Origin of the sequence: Nonomuraea typhae (assembly GCF_009760925.1) — a bacterium.
Taxonomy (GTDB): Bacteria; Actinomycetota; Actinomycetes; order Streptosporangiales; family Streptosporangiaceae; genus Nonomuraea; species Nonomuraea typhae.
Map to the genome: position 1 here is coordinate 174,016 of NZ_VRLV01000006.1, position 23,115 is coordinate 197,130.

Annotated in this window: 20 protein-coding genes; 10 read left to right on the top strand and 10 right to left on the bottom strand. The window is 69.5% G+C overall.

The features are described 5' to 3' along the window. Nucleotides 1-16: 16 nt before the first annotated feature. Nucleotides 17-931 carry a GNAT family N-acetyltransferase gene (locus FVE25_RS23570; RefSeq protein ID WP_157249213.1) on the top strand — a complete coding sequence of 305 codons (915 nt, stop codon included), beginning with the start codon at nt 17-19 and terminating at the stop codon, nt 929-931. Here the strand turns inward: FVE25_RS23570 and FVE25_RS23575 are convergent. Further along, on the bottom strand, nt 895-1,821 hold the full coding sequence (locus tag FVE25_RS23575) for an endonuclease/exonuclease/phosphatase family protein (protein WP_157249214.1): 927 nt from the start codon (nt 1,819-1,821) through the stop codon (nt 895-897). The genes FVE25_RS23570 and FVE25_RS23575 overlap by 37 nt on opposite strands. A 107-nt stretch (nt 1,822-1,928) precedes the next feature. Here FVE25_RS23575 and FVE25_RS23580 point away from each other — a divergent pair, with 107 nt between their 5' ends. Continuing rightward, a complete protein-coding gene (locus tag FVE25_RS23580) occupies nt 1,929-2,849 on the top strand; it encodes a slipin family protein (protein ID WP_157249215.1) in 921 nt (306 codons plus the stop codon). A 98-nt stretch (nt 2,850-2,947) separates the two neighbouring features. Here FVE25_RS23580 and FVE25_RS23585 read toward each other — a convergent pair whose 3' ends face one another. Beyond that, nucleotides 2,948-4,465, bottom strand: coding sequence for a Na+/H+ antiporter (locus tag FVE25_RS23585; RefSeq protein ID WP_157249216.1), 1,518 nt, complete (start codon nt 4,463-4,465; stop codon nt 2,948-2,950). A 69-nt stretch (nt 4,466-4,534) separates the two neighbouring features. Continuing rightward, nucleotides 4,535-5,116 carry a class I SAM-dependent methyltransferase gene (locus tag FVE25_RS23590; protein WP_157249217.1) on the bottom strand — a complete coding sequence of 194 codons (582 nt, stop codon included), beginning with the start codon at nt 5,114-5,116 and terminating at the stop codon, nt 4,535-4,537. Between the two features lie 255 nt (nt 5,117-5,371). Here FVE25_RS23590 and kdpF point away from each other — a divergent pair, with 255 nt between their 5' ends. From kdpF to FVE25_RS23620, 6 genes are read left to right on the top strand one after another with little or no spacing between them, the layout of a single operon-like run. Beyond that, nucleotides 5,372-5,461 (top strand): K(+)-transporting ATPase subunit F, encoded by a 90-nt coding sequence (gene kdpF, locus FVE25_RS23595; RefSeq protein WP_157249218.1) that lies wholly within the window; start codon nt 5,372-5,374, stop codon nt 5,459-5,461. Beyond that, nucleotides 5,462-7,108, top strand: coding sequence for a potassium-transporting ATPase subunit KdpA (kdpA, locus tag FVE25_RS23600; protein WP_157249219.1), 1,647 nt, complete (start codon nt 5,462-5,464; stop codon nt 7,106-7,108). Further along, entirely contained in the window at nt 7,105-9,144 is a 2,040-nt protein-coding gene (kdpB, locus tag FVE25_RS23605; RefSeq protein WP_157249220.1) for a potassium-transporting ATPase subunit KdpB, read from the top strand. The genes kdpA and kdpB overlap by 4 nt, the downstream gene beginning before the upstream one ends. Next, nucleotides 9,145-10,014 (top strand): potassium-transporting ATPase subunit C, encoded by an 870-nt coding sequence (locus FVE25_RS23610; protein ID WP_157249221.1) that lies wholly within the window; start codon nt 9,145-9,147, stop codon nt 10,012-10,014. Between the two features lie 3 nt (nt 10,015-10,017). Further along, nucleotides 10,018-12,555: a sensor histidine kinase gene (locus FVE25_RS23615; protein WP_157249222.1), complete on the top strand. Its 2,538-nt coding sequence runs from the start codon at nt 10,018-10,020 to the stop codon at nt 12,553-12,555. Continuing rightward, on the top strand, nt 12,552-13,220 hold the full coding sequence (locus tag FVE25_RS23620) for a response regulator (protein ID WP_157249223.1): 669 nt from the start codon (nt 12,552-12,554) through the stop codon (nt 13,218-13,220). Before FVE25_RS23615 ends, FVE25_RS23620 begins: the two co-directional genes overlap by 4 nt. A gap of 400 nt (nt 13,221-13,620) precedes the next feature. Here FVE25_RS23620 and lysA read toward each other — a convergent pair whose 3' ends face one another. Both lysA and FVE25_RS23630 read right to left on the bottom strand, forming a co-directional pair. After that, complete coding sequence (gene lysA, locus FVE25_RS23625) at nt 13,621-14,952, bottom strand: diaminopimelate decarboxylase (RefSeq protein ID WP_157249224.1); 1,332 nt, start codon at nt 14,950-14,952, stop codon at nt 13,621-13,623. Beyond that, complete coding sequence (locus FVE25_RS23630; protein WP_157249225.1) at nt 14,952-15,212, bottom strand: SAV_915 family protein; 261 nt, start codon at nt 15,210-15,212, stop codon at nt 14,952-14,954. Before FVE25_RS23630 ends, lysA begins: the two co-directional genes overlap by 1 nt. A 254-nt stretch (nt 15,213-15,466) precedes the next feature. Here FVE25_RS23630 and FVE25_RS23635 point away from each other — a divergent pair, with 254 nt between their 5' ends. Then, nucleotides 15,467-17,263 (top strand): APC family permease, encoded by a 1,797-nt coding sequence (locus tag FVE25_RS23635; protein ID WP_181019687.1) that lies wholly within the window; start codon nt 15,467-15,469, stop codon nt 17,261-17,263. Here the strand turns inward: FVE25_RS23635 and FVE25_RS23640 are convergent. Further along, nucleotides 17,260-18,360 (bottom strand): epoxide hydrolase family protein, encoded by a 1,101-nt coding sequence (locus FVE25_RS23640; protein ID WP_157249227.1) that lies wholly within the window; start codon nt 18,358-18,360, stop codon nt 17,260-17,262. The two genes, FVE25_RS23635 and FVE25_RS23640, sit on opposite strands and share 4 nt — an antisense overlap. Nucleotides 18,361-18,459: 99 nt before the next feature. Between FVE25_RS23640 and FVE25_RS23645 the strand changes: the two genes are divergently transcribed. Then, nucleotides 18,460-19,701 (top strand): MFS transporter, encoded by a 1,242-nt coding sequence (locus FVE25_RS23645; RefSeq protein WP_281367879.1) that lies wholly within the window; start codon nt 18,460-18,462, stop codon nt 19,699-19,701. An 824-nt stretch (nt 19,702-20,525) separates the two neighbouring features. On the opposite strand, the gene FVE25_RS23650 is transcribed toward FVE25_RS23645, so the two are convergent. From FVE25_RS23650 to FVE25_RS23665, 4 genes are all read right to left on the bottom strand, one after another. Beyond that, the gene (locus FVE25_RS23650) at nt 20,526-21,425 is read right to left on the bottom strand and encodes a cyanobactin maturation protease PatG family protein (RefSeq protein WP_219825619.1); all 900 of its coding nucleotides are present in this window, start codon (nt 21,423-21,425) and stop codon (nt 20,526-20,528) included. Nucleotides 21,426-21,470: 45 nt separating this feature from the next. Beyond that, entirely contained in the window at nt 21,471-21,689 is a 219-nt protein-coding gene (locus tag FVE25_RS23655) for a hypothetical protein (RefSeq protein ID WP_157249229.1), read from the bottom strand. Nucleotides 21,690-21,700: 11 nt separating this feature from the next. After that, the gene (locus FVE25_RS23660) at nt 21,701-22,552 is read right to left on the bottom strand and encodes a S8 family peptidase (RefSeq protein ID WP_157249230.1); all 852 of its coding nucleotides are present in this window, start codon (nt 22,550-22,552) and stop codon (nt 21,701-21,703) included. 76 nt (nt 22,553-22,628) lie between these two features. Next, complete coding sequence (locus FVE25_RS23665; protein WP_157249231.1) at nt 22,629-23,090, bottom strand: hypothetical protein; 462 nt, start codon at nt 23,088-23,090, stop codon at nt 22,629-22,631. Nucleotides 23,091-23,115 lie beyond the last annotated feature (25 nt).

Genomic DNA, 23,115 nt, shown 5'->3' on the forward strand with positions numbered 1-23,115 from the left:
CCGTGACAATGGACAGATGCTGACCATGCGCCCTTATGCGGACAGCGACCTGCCGTGGCTCCAGGAGACGTTCGCGGAGTGGATCGCCGAGGCGGGCAGGTGCGGCTACGACCACATCGGCGAACTGCCCCATCGCATCTACGAGAACCTCAGGGGTCACCGGCCCGTCGGCGAGGTCGTCCACGTGTGGGAGGACGACGGCCGCCTGGCCGGTCTGGCGATCAACACCCGCTTCGAGAACGCCTTCGACGTCTTCACCGCCCCCTGGCTGCGCGGCTCCCCGGCCGAGGCCGGCATGATCGAGGCCGCCGCCGAGACCACCGGCGCGGACCAGGACGAGATCCTGACCGACGTCTTCGACTGCGACGCCGCCAGGATCCAGATCCTGGAACGCCTGGGCTTCACCCGCTTCCGGACCTGGGACGACGTCAACGAGGCGCCTCTGGCCCACCTTCCCGCGCCGGAGGTCCCGGACGGATTCACCCTCCGCCCCGCCCGGATCGAGGACGCCGCCGGGCTCGCCGACGCCCGCAACAGCGCCTTCGACGCCGACTGGACCGGCGAGCAGTACCGCGACCAGGTCATGCGCAAGCCCGGCTACGACCTCGGCCGCGAGATCGTCGCCGAGTCCCCCGACGGCCGGATCGCCTCCTTCCTGGTGTACTGGGTGGACCGGCGCAACGCCGTCGGCCACTTCGAGCCGGTCGGCACCCACGCCGGCTTTCACCGCAAGGGTCTGGCCAGAGCCACCATGCTGCACGCCATGCACGAGATGCGCGCCCTCGGCCTGACCACCGTCACGGTCAACCACAACGCCGAGAACATCCCGGCCAGAACGCTGTACGCCGGCCTCGGCTTCGTCAGAACCCACGAGACCTACGGCTACAGCCGGGTTCACCCGAGCCGGAGGTCGGCGAACACGGCCCGATGATCGGTGCCCCGGACGTCGCTCACCTCGACCCGGCGCACCCCGATCGAACGATCGACCAGAATGTGGTCGATCGTGATGATCGGCGGGATCGCCCGCCCGCTGGGCCAGGTCGGCGTCAGCCCCTGGCCCGCCTGGGCGGCGGCGTCGCGGTACCCCTTGCCCAGAAGGTCACGGAAGGCCCGATGGTCGAGGCCGGCGTTGAAGTCACCGGCCAGAATCCGCCGCACGCCCGGCCGCGCCGCGGGCAGCGCCGCCAGTGACGCGTTCCATTCCTCGTACAGCCGGGGCAGCGGCGGATTCGGATGAATCGCCACCACCTCGACCGCCCCGGACGGCGCCGCCACCCGCGCCGCCGGCATGTTGTGCCCGATCACCGTGAACAACCCGTCGATCCTGGTCAGCGGAAACCGCGCGTAGACGCCACTGCCGACCGGCCCCTCCGACGCCTCCAGCACCTGGTACGGCAGGCGTCGCTCCAGCCCGGCCGCCTTCAACGCGCTCACCTGGCCGGGCGTGAGCTCCAGGGCGGTGAACACGTCCGCGTCGTACCGGTCGACCAGCCGGACGACCTCGGCGGGGTCGGCCCGCCCGAAGAGATTGAGCGTGAGCACGCGCAACGACGCACCGCCCTCCGGCGCCGACCCGGCGAACACCCGCGGCAGAACCGTCGCCAGCATCGCCACGGCCGCACCCAGCGCGACCAGCGCGGCGGGCCGGTTGCGGAAGGCCAGGAGCACGGCGGCCGACAGCGCCAGCACCGCCCCGTAAGGGGTCAGCGTCATGAGCTGGGTGAGAAACCAGCCCAGTTCGAACCCGGTCAGCCGGACGACCGCCCAGACGGCGAGCAGCACGGCCACACTCCACGACGCCCAGCGCCGTCTGTCCGGCATGGGGTGAACCTTAAGCGGTCCAACCCGGACATGCGCACAATCCGGTCACATTGACCTTGGTGACCGAGCTCATCGGATCTAGCCTCGAAAGAGGAAGGGACACCGCCATGGAAACCACCATCGTCCTTTTGGGCATCATCGCCTTCCTCGTTCTCATGGTCCTGGTCACCGGCGTCCGGGTCGTCAACCAGGTGGAACGAGGCGTCGTCTTCCGCCTCGGACGGGCACAGCCCCAGGTCCGCCAGCCGGGCCTCAGGCTGCTCATCCCATTCGTGGACCAGATGACCAAGGTCAACGTGCAGATCGTCACCATGCCCATCCCCACCCAGGAGGGCATCACCCGCGACAACGTCTCCGTCCGCGTGGACGCCGTCGTCTACTTCCGCGTCCAGGACCCGCTCCGGGCCTCGATCGAGGTGCAGAACTACCTGTTCGCCATCGAGCAGGTGGCCCAGACCTCGCTGCGCAACATCATCGGCAAGAGCGAACTGGACGACCTGCTGTCCAACCGGGAAGAGCTCCACAAGGGCCTGGCCCTGATGATCGACAGCCCGGCGCTCGGCTGGGGCATCCACATCGACCGCGTGGAGATCAAGGACGTCCAGCTGCCGGAGTCGATGAAACGCTCGATGTCGCGCCAGGCGGAAGCCGAACGCGAACGCCGCGCCCGGGTCATCGTCGCCGACGGCGAACTCCAGGCATCCCAGAAACTGGCCGACGCCTCGGCCGTCATGTCCCAGACCCCGGGCGCCCTGCAGCTGCGCCTCCTGCAGACCGTGGTGGAGGTGGCGGCGGAGAAGAACTCCACCCTGATCATGCCGCTGCCGGTCGAACTCCTGCGCTTCTTCGAGAAGGCCAGCCAGACCGCCGAACAGACCCGGGTGGACGTGGACGAAAAGCCTGAGGAGAAACCGGGGGAGCTCGGGGATTCCGGCGCCCCCCGGGCGGTCGGCCCGCCGCGGTCCGCGGAGGCCGGTCAAGGGGACCTCGTCACGGAGAGAACCACGTCCGACGTGAGAAGCGCCTGACGATCGGCGGCGACCCACGTCGGCGGGGGGCGGGGGCGGCGGCCTGCCGTAAAGGCTGGGGACAGAGGCGGCCCGCCGTGAAGGGAACGGTCGCGAAGTCAGGAGAGGTAGCGCTGGTCCTGGCGGTCGAGGTGGAGCTGGAGGCGGCGGCGCGTCTCCTCGCTGATCTTCCCCGACGTGTGCAGCCGGGCGACCTCCGCCGTCTGTACGGCCAGCACGTCGCGGCGCAGGTGCCCGTAGGCTTCGGCGAGTTCGTCCGGCGCCTGCTCCAGCTCGTTCTGGGCCTCCAGCGACCGGCGCACGTGCTGCAGCACCACCGGCGAGGCCGCCTCCAGGTCGGCCAGTTCGTCCACGTAGGTCAGCGCGATCTCCGACAGGTGTGCCCTGGCCAGTGTGTACTCGGCCCGCGCGTTGTCCGGCGCCACCGCCAGCCCCGAGAGCCTGACCAGCGGCGCGAGCGTGAACCCCTGCACGACCAGGGAGATCACGATCACGCTCGTGGTCAGCACCATCAGCAGCGGCCGGTGCGGCAGCGTGGCCGGGATGGACAGGGCGGCGGCCAGCGGCACCACGCCCCGCGCACCGGCCCACGACACCACGGCGGGCACCTGCCAGGCGGGCCGGATGCGGCCGCCGCCGCGCCACTGCTGGACGGCCGAGAGCGGGACCATCCACGCCACTCTGACCGCGACGAGCACGACCGCGATCACCAGCGCGGCGGGGATCCAGGGTTGCCCGGCCAGTTCCTCGATCTGCCCGGGCAACTGGATGCCGATGAGGCTGAAGACCACGCTCTCCAGGATGAAGATGAGCGTCCCGTAGACGGCGGTGAGCTGGAGGCGGATGCCGGAGTTGGTGAGCCGGTGCGCCCTGACGCCCAGGATCACGCCGGTGACGATCACGGCGGTGACGCCGGAGGCGTGGACGTTCTCGGCCAGGACGAAGGTGACGTACGGGGTCAGGAGTGCGATCACGCTCTCGAGGACGGGGTCCTCGGTGCGCCGCCGTACGAAGGAGATGACCGCGGCCATCAGCGTGCCGACCAGCGCGCCCCCGCCGGCCAGCAGCAGGAAGTCGGCGGCGACCCCGCTCCAGCCCGCCACGCCGCCCGCGACGGCGGCGGCCACGGCGATCCGGAAGAGGATCAGGCTGGTGGCGTCGTTGAACAGGCTCTCGGCCTGGACCAGCGTCTGCAGGCGGGGCGGTAGCGACAACCTGCGCCCGAGGGCGGTGACGGCCACCGGGTCGGTGCTGGCCAGGACGGCGCCGAGGACGAAGCCGACGGGCAGCGGCATCGGGGTGAGCAGCGTGCTCACGTACCCCACGGCGGCGGCGGAGACCAGCACGAGCCCGACGGCCAGCAGCGCGACCGGGCGCCACAGGTTCTTGAGCTCCTGCCAGGACAGTTCCTCGCCGGCGGCGTAGAGCAGGGGCGGCAGCACGACGAGGCTGACGATCTCCGGGGTGACCTGGATGTGCCCGGCGACGGGCAGCAGGCCGACCAGGATGCCGGCGACCACGAGCAACGACGGCGCGGGCACGCTGACGCGATCGGCGAAGGTGGCCACGACCGTCGCCACGGCCACGAGGGACAACACGATCTGCACGCTCTGCACCGGGACTCCTTGACCAGAGGAAGTGCCGACCAGGCTTCCCGGCGCGCCTGGGCATAAAGGGTATCGGTCTCAGAGGCGGCGTGCGATCCCCAGAACATGCGATATGCGGTCGAAGTCCAGGCGTTTCACCTGGTCGATCACGAATCCGGCCTCGCGGATGGCGCGTACGGTGTCACGGGCCGGATGGCAGCCTCCGGCCGCCTGCGCCCAGATGGGGCCGATGATCCGCTCGGTGAAGGCGACGAACGGGTTGGCGGAGCGGACGTGCTCGTAGAAGCGCAGCTCACCGCCGGGGCGCAGGACCCGCATGACCTCGCCGAGCGTGACGGAAAGGCGCGGGGCGCAGCACAGGACCAGGGAGCAGACGACCGCGTCGGCGCTGCCGCCGGGAAGGGGAAGGCGGTCGAGGCCGCCGGTCTGGATCCTGACCGGTACGGCGGAGCCGGCGCAGCCCTCGCGGGCGGTCTGGCACAGCAGGGCGTCGGGCTCGACCACGGTGATCTCGGTGACCGTCGCGGGGTAGTGGCGGAACTTGCCGCCGTCGCCCGCGCCGATCTCGACGACGGCGCCGGTCAGTCCGGCGAGCAGCGCTTCACGTGCGGGCGTCCGGGCGGAGCGGGGATGGTGAAATTGCTCGATATCAGGGGGCACTCGTCGAGTGTTGTCGATGGCTGACCTGCGGCGTCCGGCGTTGACGACATCCCTATGTAGGGATCGTGTCAAAAGCTGGCTCGACGCCGTATGGAACCCGTCAAGAACGGCAAAAACCGTCAAATCACCCGCTTTCCTTGGCCATGAAAGCAACTTCCGGAACTGAGGAGTGGGGATGGCTGACGTCATCTTCGTCGTCCTGACGATCGCGTTGTTCGTGATCTTCGGGCTAGTCGTTAAGGCGGTCGAGCGCCTGTGAGTGCCATCAACGCCACTGGCTTGATCGTGGCCGTCGGCCTGGTGATCTTCATGGTCGCGGCCCTGCTTTTCCCGGAGCGGTTCTAAATGGGCTGGATCTTCATCGCGTCCCTCATCCTCGCGCTGATCATCACGCACAAGCCACTCGGCGACTACATGTACCGGGTGTACACCAGCGCGAAGCACAACGTCGTCGAGCGGGGCATCTACAAGCTCCTCGGCGTCCAGGCCGACTCCGAGCAGCGCTGGGGCGTCTACGCGCGCAGCCTGCTCGCGTTCTCGGTCATCTCCCTCCTGTTCCTGTACGGCCTGCAGCGCCTGCAGAACCACCTGTTCCTGAGCCTGGGCTTCGACCCGGTCACGGACCACGTGGCCTGGAACACCGCGGTCAGCTTCGTCACCAACACGAACTGGCAGGCGTACTCCGGTGAGTCCACGATGGGCCACCTGGTCCAGATGGCCGGCCTCGCCGTACAGAACTTCGTCTCCGCCGCGGTCGGCATGGCCGTCGCGGTCGCGCTGGTGCGCGGCTTCGCCCGCAGGGGCGTCGACACGCTCGGCAACTTCTGGGTGGACCTCGTGCGCGGCACGCTGCGCATCCTGCTGCCGATCGCCTTCGTCGGCGCGCTGATCCTCGTGGCCGGCGGCCTGGTGCAGAACTTCGCCGGACCGCACGAGATCGCCGGCCTGACCGGCCCGCAGAACATGACCGGCGGCCCCGTGGCCAGCCAGGAGGTCATCAAGGAGCTCGGCACCAACGGCGGCGGCTTCTACAACACGAACTCCGCCCACCCCTTCGAGAACGCCACGAGCTGGACCAACTGGTTCGAGATCTTCCTGATCCTGCTCATCCCGTTCGCGCTGCCCCGCACCTTCGGCAAGATGGTCGGGCAGGTGCGCCAGGGCTACGCGATCCTCGCCGTCATGGGCGTCATCGCGCTGGCCAGCGTCGTCCTGACGAACGTCTTCGAGCTGGCCGGCAACGCCACCGTCCCGCAGGCGATCGGCGCGGCGATGGAGGGCAAGGACGTCAGGTTCGGCGTCGCCAACTCCGCCACGTTCGGCGCGGCGACCACGCTGACGAGCACCGGCGCCGTGGACTCCTTCCACGACTCCTACACGCCGTTCGGCGGCATGATGACGATGTTCAACATGATGCTCGGCGAGGTCGCGCCCGGCGGCGTCGGCGCGGGCCTCTACGGCATGCTCGTGCTGGCCGTGATCACCGTCTTCGTGGCGGGCCTCATGGTCGGCCGCACGCCGGAGTATCTGGGCAAGAAGATCGGCGCCCGCGAGATCAAGCTGGCCTCGATGTACTTCCTGGTCACCCCGATCCTGGTCCTCGTCGGCACCGCGGTGGCGATGGGCAACGAGGCGGGCCTGGCGGCCATGCTCAACAGCGGGCCGCACGGCTTCTCCGAGATCCTCTACGCCTTCACCAGCGCCTCGAACAACAACGGCTCGGCCTTCGGCGGTGTCACGGTGAACACGCCGTTCTACGACATCGCGCTCGGCCTGTGCATGCTGTTCGGCCGGTTCCTGCCCATCATCTTCGTGCTCGCGCTGGCGGGCTCGCTGGCGCAGCAGAAACCGGTTCCGGAGAGCGTCGGCACGCTGCCCACGCACCGGCCGCAGTTCGTCGGCATGGTCGTCGGCGTGACGATCATCCTCGTCGCCCTGACCTTCCTCCCGGCGCTCGCGCTGGGGCCGCTCGCAGAAGGACTCCTGTCATGACCACCCAGAAGGTCGGGGGCGGCCTGCTCGACCCGAAGCAGCTCGTCAAGTCCCTGCCCGACGCGTTCAAGAAGCTCAACCCGGCCACGCTGTGGCGCAACCCGGTCATGCTGATCGTGGAGATCGGCGCGGTCTTCACCACGGTCCTGGCGATCGTGGACCCGTCGTTCTTCGCCTGGGCGATCGTGGTGTGGCTGTGGCTGACCGTGGTCTTCGCCAACCTGGCCGAGGCGGTCGCCGAAGGCCGCGGCAAGGCCCAGGCGGCCACGCTGCGCAAGGCCAAGACCGACACGATCGCCCGCAAGCAGTCCGGCGAGACGGTCCCCGCCACCCAGCTTCAGCAGGGTGACGTCGTGATCGTCGAGGCCGGCGAGATCATCCCCGGCGACGGCGACGTGATCGAGGGCATCGCCAGCGTGGACGAGTCGGCCATCACCGGCGAATCGGCTCCGGTCATCCGCGAGTCGGGCGGCGACCGCTCGGCGGTCACCGGCGGCACCAAGGTGCTGTCGGACCGGATCGTCGTCCGGATCACCCAGAAGCCCGGCGAGAGCTTCATCGACCGGATGATCGCCCTGGTCGAGGGCGCCAACCGGCAGAAGACGCCCAACGAGATCGCGCTGAACATCCTGCTGGCCGCGCTCACGATCATCTTCCTGGCCGCGACCGTCACCATGCAGCCGATGGCGATCTGGGCCAAGAGCCAGAACCCCGGCATCCCCGACTCCCTGGCCCTGACCGGCGACGGCGTCAGCGGCATCGTGCTGGCCTCGCTCCTCGTCTGCCTGATCCCGACCACGATCGGCGCGCTGCTGTCGGCCATCGGCATCGCCGGCATGGACCGCCTGGTCCAGCGCAACGTGCTGGCGATGTCCGGCCGCGCGGTCGAGGCCGCGGGCGACGTCTCCACGCTGCTGCTGGACAAGACCGGCACCATCACGCTGGGCAACCGGCAGGCGTCGGAGTTCGTCCCGGTCGCCGGCGTCACCGAGCAGGAGCTCGCCGAGGCGGCGCAGCTGTCCAGCCTCGCCGACGAGACTCCCGAGGGCCGCTCCATCGTGGTCTTCGCCAAGGAGCGGTACGGCTTGCGCGAGCGCGACGTGCACAACGCCGAATGGGTGCCCTTCACCGCCCAGACCCGCATGTCGGGTGTCGATCTGGACGGCCGCGAGGTGCGCAAGGGCGCGGCGAGCGCCGTCATGAGGTGGGCGGGCGACCACGACGAAGGGCTCGGCGCCATCGTGGACGGCATCTCGGCCAGTGGCGGCACCCCTCTGGTCGTGGCCGAGAAGGGCCGTGTCCTGGGCGTCATCCATCTCAAGGACGTCGTCAAGGAGGGCATGCGCGAGCGTTTCGACGAGATGCGCCGCATGGGCATCCGCACCGTCATGATCACCGGCGACAACCCGCTGACCGCCAAGGCGATCGCGGACGAGGCTGGCGTGGACGACTTCCTCGCGGAGGCCACTCCCGAGGACAAGCTCGCCCTGATCAAGAAGGAGCAGGAGGGCGGCCGGCTGGTCGCGATGACCGGTGACGGCACCAACGACGCCCCCGCGCTCGCGCAGTCGGACGTCGGCGTGGCCATGAACACCGGCACGTCGGCCGCCAAGGAGGCCGGCAACATGGTCGACCTCGACTCCAACCCGACCAAGCTCATCGAGATCGTCGAGATCGGCAAGCAGCTGCTCATCACCCGCGGCGCGCTGACCACGTTCTCGATCGCCAACGACATCGCCAAGTACTTCGCGATCATTCCCGCGATGTTCGCCGCGGTGTACCCGGGCCTGGACGCGCTGAACGTCATGCGCCTGGCCAGCCCGCAGTCGGCGATCCTGTCGGCGGTCGTCTTCAACGCGATCATCATCGTGGCGCTGATCCCGCTGGCCCTGCGCGGCGTGCGGTACCGGCCCTCCAGCGCCTCCAAGCTGCTCAGCCGCAACCTCTACGTCTACGGCCTGGGCGGCATCATCGCCCCCTTCATCGGGATCAAGCTCATTGATCTCCTCATCCAGTTCCTTCCGGGGATGTCTTAAATGGAACGTCTGCCCAGCTGGATCCGCCAGCACGTCGCGGCCATCCGCGCGGTCATCGTCATGACCCTGGTCCTCGGTGCGGTCTATCCGCTCGTGGTGACCGGGGTGGCGCAGGCCGTGTTCACCAACAAGGCCAACGGCTCGCTCGTCGAGAAGGACGGCAAGGTCGTGGGCAGCTCGATCATCGGCCAGAACTTCTTCGACAAGGACGGCAACCCGGACAAGACGCTCTTCCAGAGCCGCCCGTCGGCGGCCGGTGACGGCTACGACATGCTGTCCACCGCCGCCAGCAACCTCGGCCCGGAAGACGTCCTGGACGTCCTGCCCGACCCCGACGGCGCCGACGACGCCGCCAAGGAGGGCAAGCAGTCGCTGCTCACCCAGGTCTGCGCCCGGTCCAAGGCGATCGGCGAGCTGGAGGGCGTCAGCGGCGCCCGGCCCTTCTGCGCCCCCGACGGCGTCGGCGCCGTGCTGAAGGTCTTCCCGGCCCTCGGTACGGTGACCCGCGCGGTCAGCGTCAACCAGGCGTGCCCCGCCCAGCCCTTCGTCGCCGAATACCAGGGCGTCAAGGTCGAGTGCGGCAAGCCCGGCGAGGACTACGCGGCCGGCCGTACCGTGCCGATCCGCGGGAACGTCACCGACGTGAAGGTGCCCGCGGACGCGGTCACCGCCAGCGGCTCCGGCCTGGACCCGCACATCTCGGTGGCCTACGCCGAGCTGCAGGCCCCGCGTGTGGCCAAGGCGCGCAACGTCTCCCTCGACGAGGTCAAGAAGCTGATCACGGCCAACACGACCGGGCGCGCGCTCGGCTTCATGGGCGAGCCGGCGGTCAACGTGCTTGAGCTCAACCTGGCACTCGGCAAGGAGTAGCAGATGCCACGCGGCCGGCTGAGGGTCTATCTGGGCGCCGCCCCAGGAGTGGGAAAGACCTTCGCGATGCTGGGTGAAGGCCGCCGGGCACTGGAGCGGGGCAGGGACGTGGTCGTGGGTCTCGTCGAGACCCACGACCGCCCCTGCACCGCGGAGCTCCTCGAGGGCATGGAGGTGATCCCCCGCAAGACGATGGTCCACCGGGGGGCCACCTTCACCGAACTCGACGTGGACGCCGTCCTCGAGCGCGCACCCAAGATCGCCCTCATCGACGAGCTGGCGCACACGAACGTCCCCGGGTCCCGCAACGCCAAGCGCTGGCAGGACATCGAGGAGATCCTCGACGCCGGCATCAACGTCATCTCGACCGTCAACGTCCAGCACCTGGAGTCGCTCAACGACGTCGTCCAGCAGATCACCGGCATCCCCCAGCGCGAGACCGTCCCCGATGAGGTCGTGCGCCGCGCCACGCAGATCGAGCTGGTCGACATGTCGCCGGAGGCGCTGCGCCGCCGCATGGCCCACGGCAACATCTACGCCCCGGAGAAGGTCGATGCCGCCTTGTCCAACTACTTCCGCGAAGGCAACCTCACCGCGCTGCGCGAGCTGGCCCTGCTGTGGGTCGCGGGAAAAGTCGATGAGCAACTGGACCGCTACAGAAGCGACCACGGCATCAAAGGCACGTGGGAGGCGCGCGAGCGCGTGGTCGTCTGCCTGACCGGCGGTCCAGAAGGCGACACTCTGGTACGGCGGGCCGCCCGGATCGCCGCCCGCACCAAGGGCGCCGACCTGCTCGCGGTCCACGTGACCAGGGCCGACGGCCTGTCCAGCGCCGACCCCGCCAACCTGGCCCGCCAGCGTTCCCTGGCCGAGAGCATGGGCGGCACCTACCACCAGGTGGTCGGCGACGACATCCCGCGGGCGCTGCTCGACTTCGCTCGCGGCGTCAACGCCACCCAGCTCGTCCTCGGCGCCTCCCGCCGGGGCCGCTTCGCGCAGATCTTCTCCCGTGGCGTCGGCGTGGACACCACGGCCCTGTCCGGTTCCATCGACGTGCACATGATCACCCACGAGGAGGTGAAGAAGGGCCGCCGCCGCCCCGAACGCACCGGGGCCGCGCTCACCAAGACCCGTCGGATGATCGGCTGGATCAGCGCGGTGGCCGGCATGCCGCTGCTCACGGCGGCGCTCATCCCGTTCCGGGATGACCTGTCGCTGCCCAGCGAGATCCTCTTGTTCCTGGTCATGACCGTGGGCGTGGCGCTCATCGGCGGCATGTGGCCGGCCATCACGGCGGCCGTCGGCGGGTCGCTGCTGCTCAACTACTACTTCACGCCGCCTGTGGGCGAGTTCACGATCAACGATCCGGAGAACCTCTTCGCGCTCGTCGTCTTCGTCCTGGTGGCGGCGGCCGTGTCCACGATCGTGGACCTGGCGGCCCGCCGTACCAGGGAAGCGGCGCGCGCCAGCGCGGACGCGGAGGTGCTCTCGACGCTGGCCGGGCACGTGCTGCGCGGTGAGGCGGCCGTGTCGGAGCTGCTGGTGCGGGTGCGGGAGACGTTCGGGCTGACCTCGGTCACGCTGCTCGAACGGCTGCCCGACACCGGCAAGGCGCCCGACGACCACACCGACCCGGCCGCCTGGAAGATCGTCGCCACGACCGGCGGCGCACCCTGCACCACGCCACGCGGCGGCGACACCGACGTCGTCATCGACGAGGACCTCGTGCTCGCCGCGCGCGGCGGCCTGCTGGACGCCTCCGACCGGCGGGTGCTGGAGGCGTTCGCCGCGGAGATCGCCGTCGCGCTGCGCCAGCAGCGGCTGGAGGAAGAAGCCGGCCAGGCCAAACCCCTGGCCGAGGCGGACAAGATGCGCACCGCGCTGCTGGCCGCCGTCAGCCACGACCTGCGCACCCCGCTCGCCTCGGCGAAGGCGGCGGTCGATTCGCTGCGCAGCGACGAGATCGACTGGAGCCCCGAGGACCGCGAGGAACTGCTGGCCACCGCCGACGAGTCGCTGGCCCGCCTGGACCGGCTGGTCGCGAACCTGCTCGACATGAGCCGCCTGCAGGCCGGTGTGCTCGGCGTCTCCCTGGAGCCGGTGGCGCTCGAAGAGGTTGTCCCCAGGGCGGTCGACGACCTCGGCCCGATGCGCGACCGCGTCGAAGGCGACATCTCCATCGAACTCCCGGAGATCATCGCCGACCCGGCCCTGCTGGAACGCGTGCTCGTCAACCTGATGTCCAACGCGGTCCGCTACAGCCCGCCCACGGAGAAGATCCACCTCACCGCGAGCCGGCACGGCGACCGCGTCGAGATCCGCGTGATCGACCGCGGCCCCGGCATCCCGCCCGATGCCCACGACCGCGTTTTCCTGCCCTTCCAACGCCTGGGTGACCGCGACAACCACACCGGTGTCGGCCTCGGCCTGGCCCTCTCCCGAGGGCTGGCGGAGGCCATGGGCGGCACTCTGGTACCCGATGAGACACCAGGGGGAGGTCTCACCATGATCCTCACGATGCCCATCAGGGAGCTGGCATGACCAGGATCCTCGTCGTGGACGACGAGCCCCAGATCCTGCGCGCGCTACGCATCAACCTGGTCGCCCGCCACTACGAGGTGGCCGTGGCCCAGGACGGCGGCACCGCCCTGCGCGAAGCCGCCGACTGGCACCCCGACCTGGTCATCCTCGACCTCGGCCTGCCCGACCTGGACGGCGTGGACGTCATCCACGGGCTGCGCGGCTGGACCACCATCCCGATCATCGTCCTGTCCGGCCGCGCCGGAAACCAGGACAAGGTAGACGCCCTGGACGCCGGGGCCGACGACTACGTCACCAAGCCGTTCGGCATAGACGAGCTCCTGGCCCGCATCCGCGCCGTCACCCGCCGCACCACCTTGCACGAGTCGGAGCTGGCCCGCGTGAAGGTCGGCGACCATCTGGTGGACCTGACCAGCAAAACGGTCTCGGGCGACGTACGGCTGACGCCGACGGAATGGCACATCCTCGAACTGCTCCTCCGCAACCCCGGCAAACTGGTCAGCCAGCGGCAGATCCTGACTGAGGTGTGGGGCGTGAAGTACGTGAAGGAAACCCACTACCTACGCCAGTACATGGCCCAGCTCCGCCGCAAACTGGAACCCGACGCCGCCCACCCGGCCCACCTCATCACCGAACCCGGCATGGGCTACCGCTTCCAACCCTGACCCCAGGGACCCCGGTCCGGGGTGGGCCGGTCTGGTGAGTCGGCCGGTTGGGTGGGTTGGCCTGGGGTTGGCCGGTTGGGTGGGTTGGCCGGGTCGTGGGCCCTTAAGGCCACCACCCTTCCGGCCGCCCATACCCCCCTCTACCTGGCCCTTCTCCTGGCCAACCGGGTAGTTGTGGTGGTCCTTAAAGGTTGGCCCGATCCCCGGGTCACACAGACGAAAGCCGCGCCCAGGTAGTCCGGGGCGCGGCTGATGTGTGGTTAAGGAAGGATCTCGAACACCAGGGTGATCGCGGCGACGATGGCGATCAGGGCGAGGAGTCCAAGTGCTTCGGGCCGCGGTTTACGGGTCCGCATCATGCTCCTTCCAACTCGGGTGGGTAGATAGTCCGGTATGCCCGTCACAGCCCCACCTCACGCACGAGAAGGTCGTCGGGTTCCTCCCGCCGGACCACCAGCCGGGCGCGGCGGCCGGACACCGCGATGACGGGCAGCCGCCCGGTGGCGTTGTAGGTGGAGGCCATGGAGTGGTGGTACGCCCCGGTGGCCGCGACGACCAGCAGGTCGCCGGGCCGTACGTCCGCGGGGAGCAAGACGTCCTCGGCCAGCACGTCGCCGCTCTCGCAGTGGTGTCCCACCACGGTGACCGGCCGGGGAGCCTCGTGGGAGCGCCGGCCGATCATCCGCATCGTGTACCGCGCGCCGTACAGGGAGGGCCGGGGGTTGTCGCTCATCCCGCCGTCGACCGCGACGAACACGCGCCCGCCGCCGCGCTTGACGGCGATGACCCGGTAGAGGGTCATGCCGCCGGGGCCGCTGATCGAGCGCCCGGGCTCCACGGTCAGCCGGGGCGCCGGCAGGCCGAGCCCGGCGCAGCGCTCGGTGAGCGCGGTGGTGACCGCCGCGGCGAAGGCGCGGGGGGACAGGCCGTGCTCGCCTTCGAGGTAGGCGATGCCCTGGCCGCCGCCGAGGTCCAGCTCGGGCAGGGCGACGCCGTGGGCGTCGCGGATGAGCGCGAGCTGTTCGACCAGGATTTTCACCGCCTGCTCGTACGGCTCGGCGCTGCCGATCTGCGAGCCGAGGTGGCAGTGCAGTCCCACGAGCTCCAGGTTGCACTGTTCGAGCACGCGGGAGACGGCCACGCCCGCTTCGCCGGTGGCGATGGACAGGCCGAACTTCTGCCCTTCGCCGCCGGTGCGGATCTTGGGGTGGGCGCCCGCCTCGATGTCGGGGATGACGCGTACGAGGATCTTCTGCCGGCGGCCGTTGGGCACCAGGGCGGCGATGCGGTGGATCTCGGCGAGGTTGTCCACGACGATCCGACCGACGCCCATCTCCACGGCCTCACGCAGTTCCCTGGGGGTTTTGGCGTTGCCGTGGAAGATGATGCGCTCGGGCGGGAAGCCGACGGACCTCGCGATGGCCAGTTCGCCGCCGGAGCAGACGTCGAGGCCGAGCCCTTCCTCGCGGACCCAGCTGGCCATGGCCCGGCACAGGAACGCCTTGGCCGCGTAGGCGACGGTCGCGTCCGGCAGGGCGTCGAGGTAGTCGCGGCAGCGTTGCCGCACGTCCGCCTCGTCCACGACGTAGGCGGGGGTGCCGTAGAGGCGGGCGATCTCCATGAGGGAGACGCCGGCGCCGGTGGCGTCGCCGTCCTCCCGGAAGAGGGCCGAGGCGGGCCAGGGGTCGGCGTCGGTTTCCGGCTGGGCCAGGTCTTGGCCGAGGACGCACATCAGGCCGCTCCGGAGTTCGTGCGGGCCATGGTTCCCGCGGGGTCGACCACGATGCCGACGACGTCGAGGTCGCGGATCATGCCACGCAGGGCGGGCTCGCTGAGCCGTACCCAGTGCTGCTCGCTGCCGAGCACGCGCGCCAGGCGCAGCGGGGAGGTGAAGGCCACCGCCGTTCGCTTGCCCGCGGCCGTGCGGAACAGGCGCAGTGAGGAGCTGTACCGGCCCTCATGGACCGGGACGAAGAGCGGCACGTCTGACATTCGAGGGTCCTCCTGGGAGAAGTCATGCAAACGTGACGCTAAGCCCGATATGTCGCCCGAATACCGTTCGCTACGCGATCCAGACGCGATCCGCCACAACGATGACGCGTGGTTGACGCCCACCCCTCTGACCAGGCCCGTACCTTTTGCATAGCTATCCAGAGAAGAAGCATCAAGAAGGCGCATATATCCGCCGATGCATGTCGGGTTTAGCCCGACTATGGGGCTGTAATCCCCTTCTCTGGAGGACTTCGATGTCCGCAGTACAGGCCCCCGGCGACCGGCACCGGCTGACCGTCACCGGCGGGCTGGCCGCCCTGTCGCTCGACGCGATGGCGTCGGTCGCCTATGGTCCCGAGGCGATCGTCCTCGTTCTCGCCCTCGCCGGCGGCGCCGGCCTCGGATTCACCATCCCGGTCACGCTCACCATCGCGGCGCTGCTGGCCGTACTGACCTTCTCCTACCGCCAGGTGATCGCCGCCTTCCCCGAGGGCGGCGGCGCGTACGGCGCGGCCAAGACCTACCTGGGCCGCCACGCCAGCCTGGTCGCCGGGGCCTCGCTCATCATCGACTACGTGCTCAACGTCGCCGTCTCCGTGGCGGCCGGCGTCGCCGCCCTGACCTCGGCGCTGCCCGCGCTCCTGCCGTACACGGTGTGGTTGTGCCTCGGCGTGCTGGCGCTCATCACCGCGATCAACCTCAAGGGCATCGCCCACAGCGCCCGCGCCTTCGTCGTCCCCACGGTGATCTACGTCGGCTCGATCGTCCTGGTGATCGTCGCCGGCCTGATCCGCGGCGAGCCCGCCGTCGCCGGCCCCGAGCACACCGCCACGAGCCTGCAGACCGTCGGCGTCCTGCTGCTGCTGAAGGCGTTCGCCAACGGCTGCGCCTCCCTCACCGGCGTCGAGGCCATCGCCAACGCGGTGCCCTCCTTCAAACAGCCCCGGATCAAACGCGCACAGAACGCCGAGGTCGCGCTGGGCGTCCTGCTGGCTGTCATGCTCATCGGCATCGCGGCGCTGATCGAGAAGTTCGCCATCGCCCCGGTCGAAGGGGTGACCGTGCTCGCCCAGGTCACGCAGGCCGCGCTCGGCGACGGCTGGCTGTTCTACCTCGTGCAGTTCGCCACGGTCGTCCTGCTCGCGCTGGCCGCCAACACCTCCTTCGGCGGCCTGCCCGTGCTCGCCCAGTTGCTCGCCGCCGACAACAACCTGCCGCACCTGTTCGCGCTGCGCGCCGACCGTCAGGTCCACCGGTACGGCATCGCCTTCCTCACCCTCACCAGCGCGATCCTCCTGATCATCGCGCAGGGCGACATGAACCTTCTGGTGCCGTTGTTCGCCATCGGCGTCTTCGTCGGCTTCACCCTGTCCCAGGCCGGCATGGTCAGGCACTGGCTGGCCGACCGGCCCTCGGGCTGGCGCTGGCGCGTGGCCCTGAACGGCTTCGGCGCCCTGCTGACGTTCGTGGCCGCGATCGTGGTGACCGTCTCCAAGTTCACCGAGGGCGGCTGGCTCATCGTCGTCGCCCTGCCGCTCATGGTGGTGGCCATGACCTGGGTCAACCGCTCCTACGCGCGCATCGGCGAACGCCTCGAACTCGGCCGCACGCCGGCCCCGCCGCGCCCGCGGCGCTCGCTGGTCGTGGTCCCGGTCCACGCGGTCAACCGCCTCAGCCGCGACGCGCTGGCCGCCGCCCTCTCCCTCGGAGACCGCGTCGTCGCCATCAACATCACCCACCCGGAGGACGAGGGCGCCGCCCGCCGCTTCGTCGAGGACTGGGAGCGCTGGCACCCCGACGTCGAACTGGTGCAGCTGTTCGACCCCCGCCGCCGCCTGGACGATCCGCTGGTCACCTACCTGAAGCAGGTCCCCGAGAGCCACGTGTTCGTGCTGATCGCCGAGGTCGAGCCGGAGCACTTCTGGCAGCGGCTGCTGCAGAACCAGCGCGGCGCCGTCCTGGCCAGGGCGCTGCGCATGCGCACCGACGCGGTGGTGTGCCGGATGCGCTTCCGCATGACCGCCCTGGAGAGGACGGAGCTCGTCGCCTAGCTGAGGCCGGTGAAGAAGGCGCGCACGTCGGCGATGAGCAGGTCCGGCTGCTCCAGCGCCAGATAGGCGCCGCCCCGGTCGAACTCGGTCCAGCGCACCACGTTCGTCTCCTGCTCGGCCAGGCTGCGCACGGTCACGTCCGCGGAGGCCACCGCGAACCCGGTCGGCACCGTGACCGGCGGCTTCGGCGCCCACGCGGTCGGATCCTGGGAGACGTCGCGGTAGCTCTGCGCGATCGAGCCCTGGGTCCCGGTGAACCACTGGGTGCTCACCTCGGTCAGGATGCGGTCCAGGGAGAACGCGTCCTCAGGCAGCTCGGCGCTGCCGTCGGTCCACTCCTTGAACTTCTCCACGATCCAGGCGGCCTGGCCGACAGGGGAGTCGTGCAGGCCGTGGGCGATGGTCTGCGGCCGGGTGGTCATGATGATGTTGAAGCCCATGCCGTCCTGCATGAAGTGCTGGATGAGGCCCAGGCGGCGCTGCTCGTCCTCGTTGAGCTCTGGCAGGTCGCCCATCGGGATCGTGACGTAGGCGTTGAGATGGATGCCGGCGAGCCGGTCCGGCACGTGGCGGGCCAGCGCCATGGACAGGTTGGCGCCGCCGCCACCGCCGTGCGCGCCGTACCGCTCATAGCCGAGCCGGGACATCAGCTCGGCGAAGACCGCGGCGGTCCGCGGGACGGTCCACCCGGCGCTCGAGACCGGCGTGGAGAAACCGAACCCCGGGTTGGTGGGGGCGACGATGTGGAAGTCGCGCGACAGCGGGGTCAGCACGTCGAGCAGGCCGACGATGCCACCCGGGTTGTCATGCATGAGCAGCAGCGGCAACGCGTCCTCACGCTCGGCCCGGATGTGCCGGAAGTGCACCGTCTGACCGTCGATCTCGGTCGTGAACTGCGGCCACTGGTTGAGTTCGGCCTCGGCCTTGCGCCAGTCGAAGCCGTTGGCCCAGTAGTCGGCCAGGCCCTTGAGGTAGTCGACCGGGACACCGCGGTCCCATCCGGCGCCGGGCAACTCGGGCGACCAGCGGGTGCGGAGAATGCGTTCACGCAGGTCATCGAGGTCGGCCTGGGGAATGTCGATGGTGAAAGGCGTCATGACTCGGACATTAGAGAGCCGCCGAATCCCTCGAATGAGTCATCTCATAAGTAATCTCGGCCAGATCACGAACCCTCCCGCACCCGTAGCATGCATCAGATGTCCGGAAAGAGATCATTGTGGAGAGACAGGGATTTCGTGCTCCTGTGGAGCGCCCAGAACGCCAGCATGCTGGGCAGCGAGGTCACCCTGCTCGCGCTGCCGCTGGTCGCCGGTGTGGTGCTGGGCGCTTCGCCGTTCGAGATGGGTGTGGTCGCCGCGGCGCGCAAACTCCCGGTCCTGTTCGCCTCGCTGCCGGCCGGCGTGCTGGCCGACAGGTGGCGCAAGCGGCCGATCATGATCTCGACCCACCTGGTCGCCGGACTGGCGATGCTCTCGATCCCGGTGGCGGCCGTGTTCGGGGCGCTGACCTTGGCGCAGCTCTACGTGGTGGCCGCGGTCGCGGGACTGTGCGAGACCGTGTTCAACCCCGTCTACCAGAGCTACCCCCTCGTGCTGCTCGGCCGGGAGCGGCTGGTCGAGGGCAATGCCAAGCTCAGCCTGGCCATGACGGCGGCGTCCACGCTGGGCGCCTCCGCCGGCGGCTTCATCGTGGGACTGGCCGGGGCCGTGAAGGCGATGCTCGCCGACGCGTTGTCCTTCTTCGCGGCCGCCCTGGCCATCTGGGCGATTCGCGCACCGGAGCCGCCGCCTTCACCGCCCCAGGGCACCCGCATGCGCAGCGAGGTCGCCGAAGGGCTCCGCTACGTCTTCCGGCATCCGCTGATCCGCCCGATCGCGCTGTCCCTGCCGGTCTTCTCCTTCGCCCTGGCCGGCACCCACGCGCTCTGGATCGTCTACGTGGTCAAGGAGCTGCACTGGCAACCCCAGGTCATCGGCCTGGCGCTCGGGGTGAGCGGCCTCGGCGGCGTCGCGGGCGGAATGATCGCCCACCGGCTGACCAGCAGGTTCGGCCTCGCGCGGACCATCGTGTGGAGCGCGACGGTGTACGCGGTGGGTGATCTGCCCCTCGTCCTGGCCTCGCCGGGCCTGGCCGGTCAGATCGTCGTCACCCTCTCCTGGACGATCCTCTTCGCCGGCGCCGTGATCGTCCAGGTGAGCCAGCGCAGCTTCCGCCAGCTGATCACCCCGCTCGAGCTTCAGGGTCGCCTCGCGGCGACCACCAGATGGCTGGCCTGGGGCGCCGCCCCGCTCGGCGCCCTGCTGGCGGGCGCGCTGGCGGAGGTCGTCGGACTCCGGCTGACCCTGCTGGCGGCGGCGTTGACGGTCGGCCTCGGGCCGCTGGTGCTCTGGCTCTCCCCGCTGCGGAGCCTGAAGGACGACCCCGTTCCCACCGCGTAGGCGGGCTCAGACGAAGCACCAAGGCACGCCCGGCTGGCCTCTGGCGAGGACACGCTCCCCGCAACGTCCGTGGCCGGGGCAGCACACCTTTCCCCCGCAGCACTGATCGCAGCAGTCTTCACCGCACGGCTGCTTGGCTCCGCAGCAGCGTGACCGTGAAGGCGTGGCCTTGTCCTGCGGGCAGCATCCGCCCTGCTGTGTGCAGACCTCTCCCGGTTTGCAGCGGCGGCCCGATCCCGGGCAGATTTCACTGCGAGGGACGCAGCCTTCCTCGGTGCAGGACTCATGCGGCTTGCAGCGGCGTCCTGATCCCGGGCAGAGCTGGCTACGGTGCACGCAACCCTCGTCGGTGCATGCTTCGTCGGGCTTGCAACACCCGAAGGGCCAGCAGGTCTGCCCTGGCCAGCAGTTCTGGATGACGCCGTTGATGCAGACGGACATGTCCGACCAGTAGGAGATCCCGTTGCAGCAGCTCATTCCGCGCTGGAGACAGCTGACGTTCCGCCCTCCGTCCGGCCGCACCTCGCCGATGCACGGGTCGGTGCCCCTGAAGCAGCAGTACTCCTTGCCGTCGACCCAGAACGAGTCGCAGGGTGGTAGCGGCGGCGAGGTGCACGTTTGGTGGCACATCGGTTTGCACTCGTAGGACTCCCCGCCGGCGGCCATGCATTCGCTCATGCAGTCGTCCATGCAATCCGCGAGTCGCACGCCGCCCTTGGCGAAGGTCCGGCCGGAAGCCGCGCGGTACTGCTTCCTGGTCCGATACAGCGAGGTGTGCGCCGTTACGCCTGGCACGAACATCGTGCCTCACTCTCCCGGCCGTGCTATCGGTCGTAGTAGGGAGACAGTTTGGATGTGAGGTGCGGAAACTCCTCTTCGACGTCGACCCGGACGAAGAACTTCTCCGTGACGTCGGTCTTCCGGTTCGTGAACGAGAAGATGACATCCGTGATTCTCCGCACGCCGCTCAGGCGGGACGGGCGGGTTTCGATCGCGGTCAGCGCCGCGCCGGAGGCGTGGGCTTCCGCGCACTTCGCGTAGATGGCGGGATAGCGCACCGCCAGATAGTTCACGGCGCGGTGCTCGTCGGCGGCGCCCGCGTTGTCGGCCATCTGGATCACTCTTTCGAACAGTTCCTCGGCCGTCGCGCGGAACTTCTCCTCGTCGAGGTCGTCGGGTTTCGGCAGGGACTGAACGAGTGACCGGGCATTGAAGGCGTAGATCTGATCGAAGTCCACGACCGGCAACATGAGCCCATTGCACTGATCGGGGGGAGCCAACGGCCCCCGCAGGCCGATCACGATGTGCAGATCCGTCAACCTCGGCGCGTCGTGAAGGGCTTCGACAAGGAAGGCGAAGTCTCCGGGGTCGCGCGGGCGCAGCAGGTAGGTGTCGAGCCCCTGAATGGTGAGCACGTAACACAGCTGGCGGGCGAGGTAACGATTCTGCGGTTCGGTCAGGACGGCATGCAGCGCCTGACGGTCGGTCACGTCGGTGGTCTCGGCGCGTCCGGTCGCCTGGGCGAACTCCTTCTCCACTCCCAGGCTGGGCATCCGTGGCTCGATCCGGCCCAGCGCGTACACGTAGGGCGGAACCATCTCGCCGGCGCCTTGGCCGCATGTCGAACAGGAGTGGACTTCCCTCGCCGGCGACAGGGAGCCGGCGGCCACGTCGTGAGCGGGCGGCGCGGTCGCGTTCTGCGGGGCCGGTTCGTGGTCTTCCATGAGGCTGCTCCTTCCTGGTGGGCGGTCGAGTCACGCGCTCGGCTGTCACCTCCCCCCTCGGTGCGGTCTGCGGGTTCTGCCGGAGAACCTGAGCCAGCGGTTGAGCGTCGCGGCACGCTCTTCGCAGCCCCGGCACGGCCGGAAGCCGGCCGCCCGGGTGACGCGCTTGACGACGTCGCCCAAGCCGATGTCCTCGTCGTTGACGAATCCTGGAAGACGCACCCGGGACGACGGCCCGGACGTCTCCGCGATCTCGTCGGCCATCTCATGGCCTCCTATGCGTGCAGTGTTTCGTAGGCCGCCCAGGCGTTCACCAGCGGTGGAACCACAGAGGTGCGCGTGGGCGTGGAGCGGGTGACCGCACGCATGACCTCGGCCGGCGCCGCGTCGGGGAACTCCGACCACAACAGGGCGATGGTTCCGGTGATCAAGGCAGCCGCCGCGCTCGTCCCTCCGAACGGGCGAAGGCCGCCGTCGGCCGCCAGGCTGACGATCCCCGTTCCGGGCGCGCCCACGCCGCGCAGGCCGATCGTCAGTCCGAGATTCGACGCGGGCGCGGGCCGTCCCTGAAGGTCGTAGGCGACGACGGGGATGACGCAACGGTGGCGCGTGATGACCGAGGCGCCGATCGCCGCATGATCGCCCGCGGCCGCCACAACGATCCTGCCGTGCCGGGCGGCATAGTCCAGCGCCCCTTGCAGCGCGTGATCGTGCGGACTTTGCGGCGTCAGCGCCAAGCTCAGATTGAGCACCCTTGCCCCGGCGTCGACGAGGTCGGCGATCGCCGACGCGAGGGCGCCCGGCGCGGCCGTACCGGTGCCGGCGCACTGCGCGGACGCGCACGGGAAGATCGGCCGGAGTACCAGGGTGACGCTGGGACAGATGGCGGGAGGGCCGGACCCGCGCCGGGCGACGAGAATGCCGGCCACGGATGTCGCATGGTGGGAGGCGGCGTCGCCCGGTGCGGAATCAGCCGGGACGAGATGGTCGAGGTGGGCATCGGCGAGCGCGGGGTGATCGGCCGGCACCGGGCCGTCGATGAGCCCGACCTTGGTGGCGCGCCTGCCCGCGGTCCGGTCCATGAGACGGGGCAGGGCGATCAGCCCGAGCGCGGTCGTGCCGGTCATATGATCACCACCCACCTCGGGCCGGGCGGGCCGGCGGCCCGCATGCCCCGGCACCGCCCCGCTCATGCCTCGCGGATCACGGGTTGAAGTCGCCGACGTTCGTCTTGGCCAGTCCGCTGTCGGACCCTTCAGGTGCGCTGCTGCTCAAATTCATGGCGGACCGCAGCCAGATTTCCCCGTAGATTTCCTCGTGGCCATGAGGAAATCCCTCTGTGTCCGCCACCTCACGCGGCAGGTCGAATCTGACTTCCCGGTCGACGACGGTCATGCCCTGCGCTCCTGGCCGGTTGTCCGGCCGGCCGGGTAGCTGGCTGGGCGTGAAGTTGTTCCCGCCCGGGTTGGATGCGGTGATGAAGTCGTCGCCGAAGGTCGTCCCGCCGTCCTCCTCCCGGAGCCGCGCGAACTCCCGGAAGCTCACACCCATCTCTCCGGGGTCGAACGAGGCCGAGTACTTGATCGAGAAGTGGTAATCGGGATCGTCTTCGTGCGCCCCTCCCTCTATCCGAGGACTGGGGTTGGACCTGAGGATTTCTACCATGTGGATCGGCTCCTCTCCACCTAGT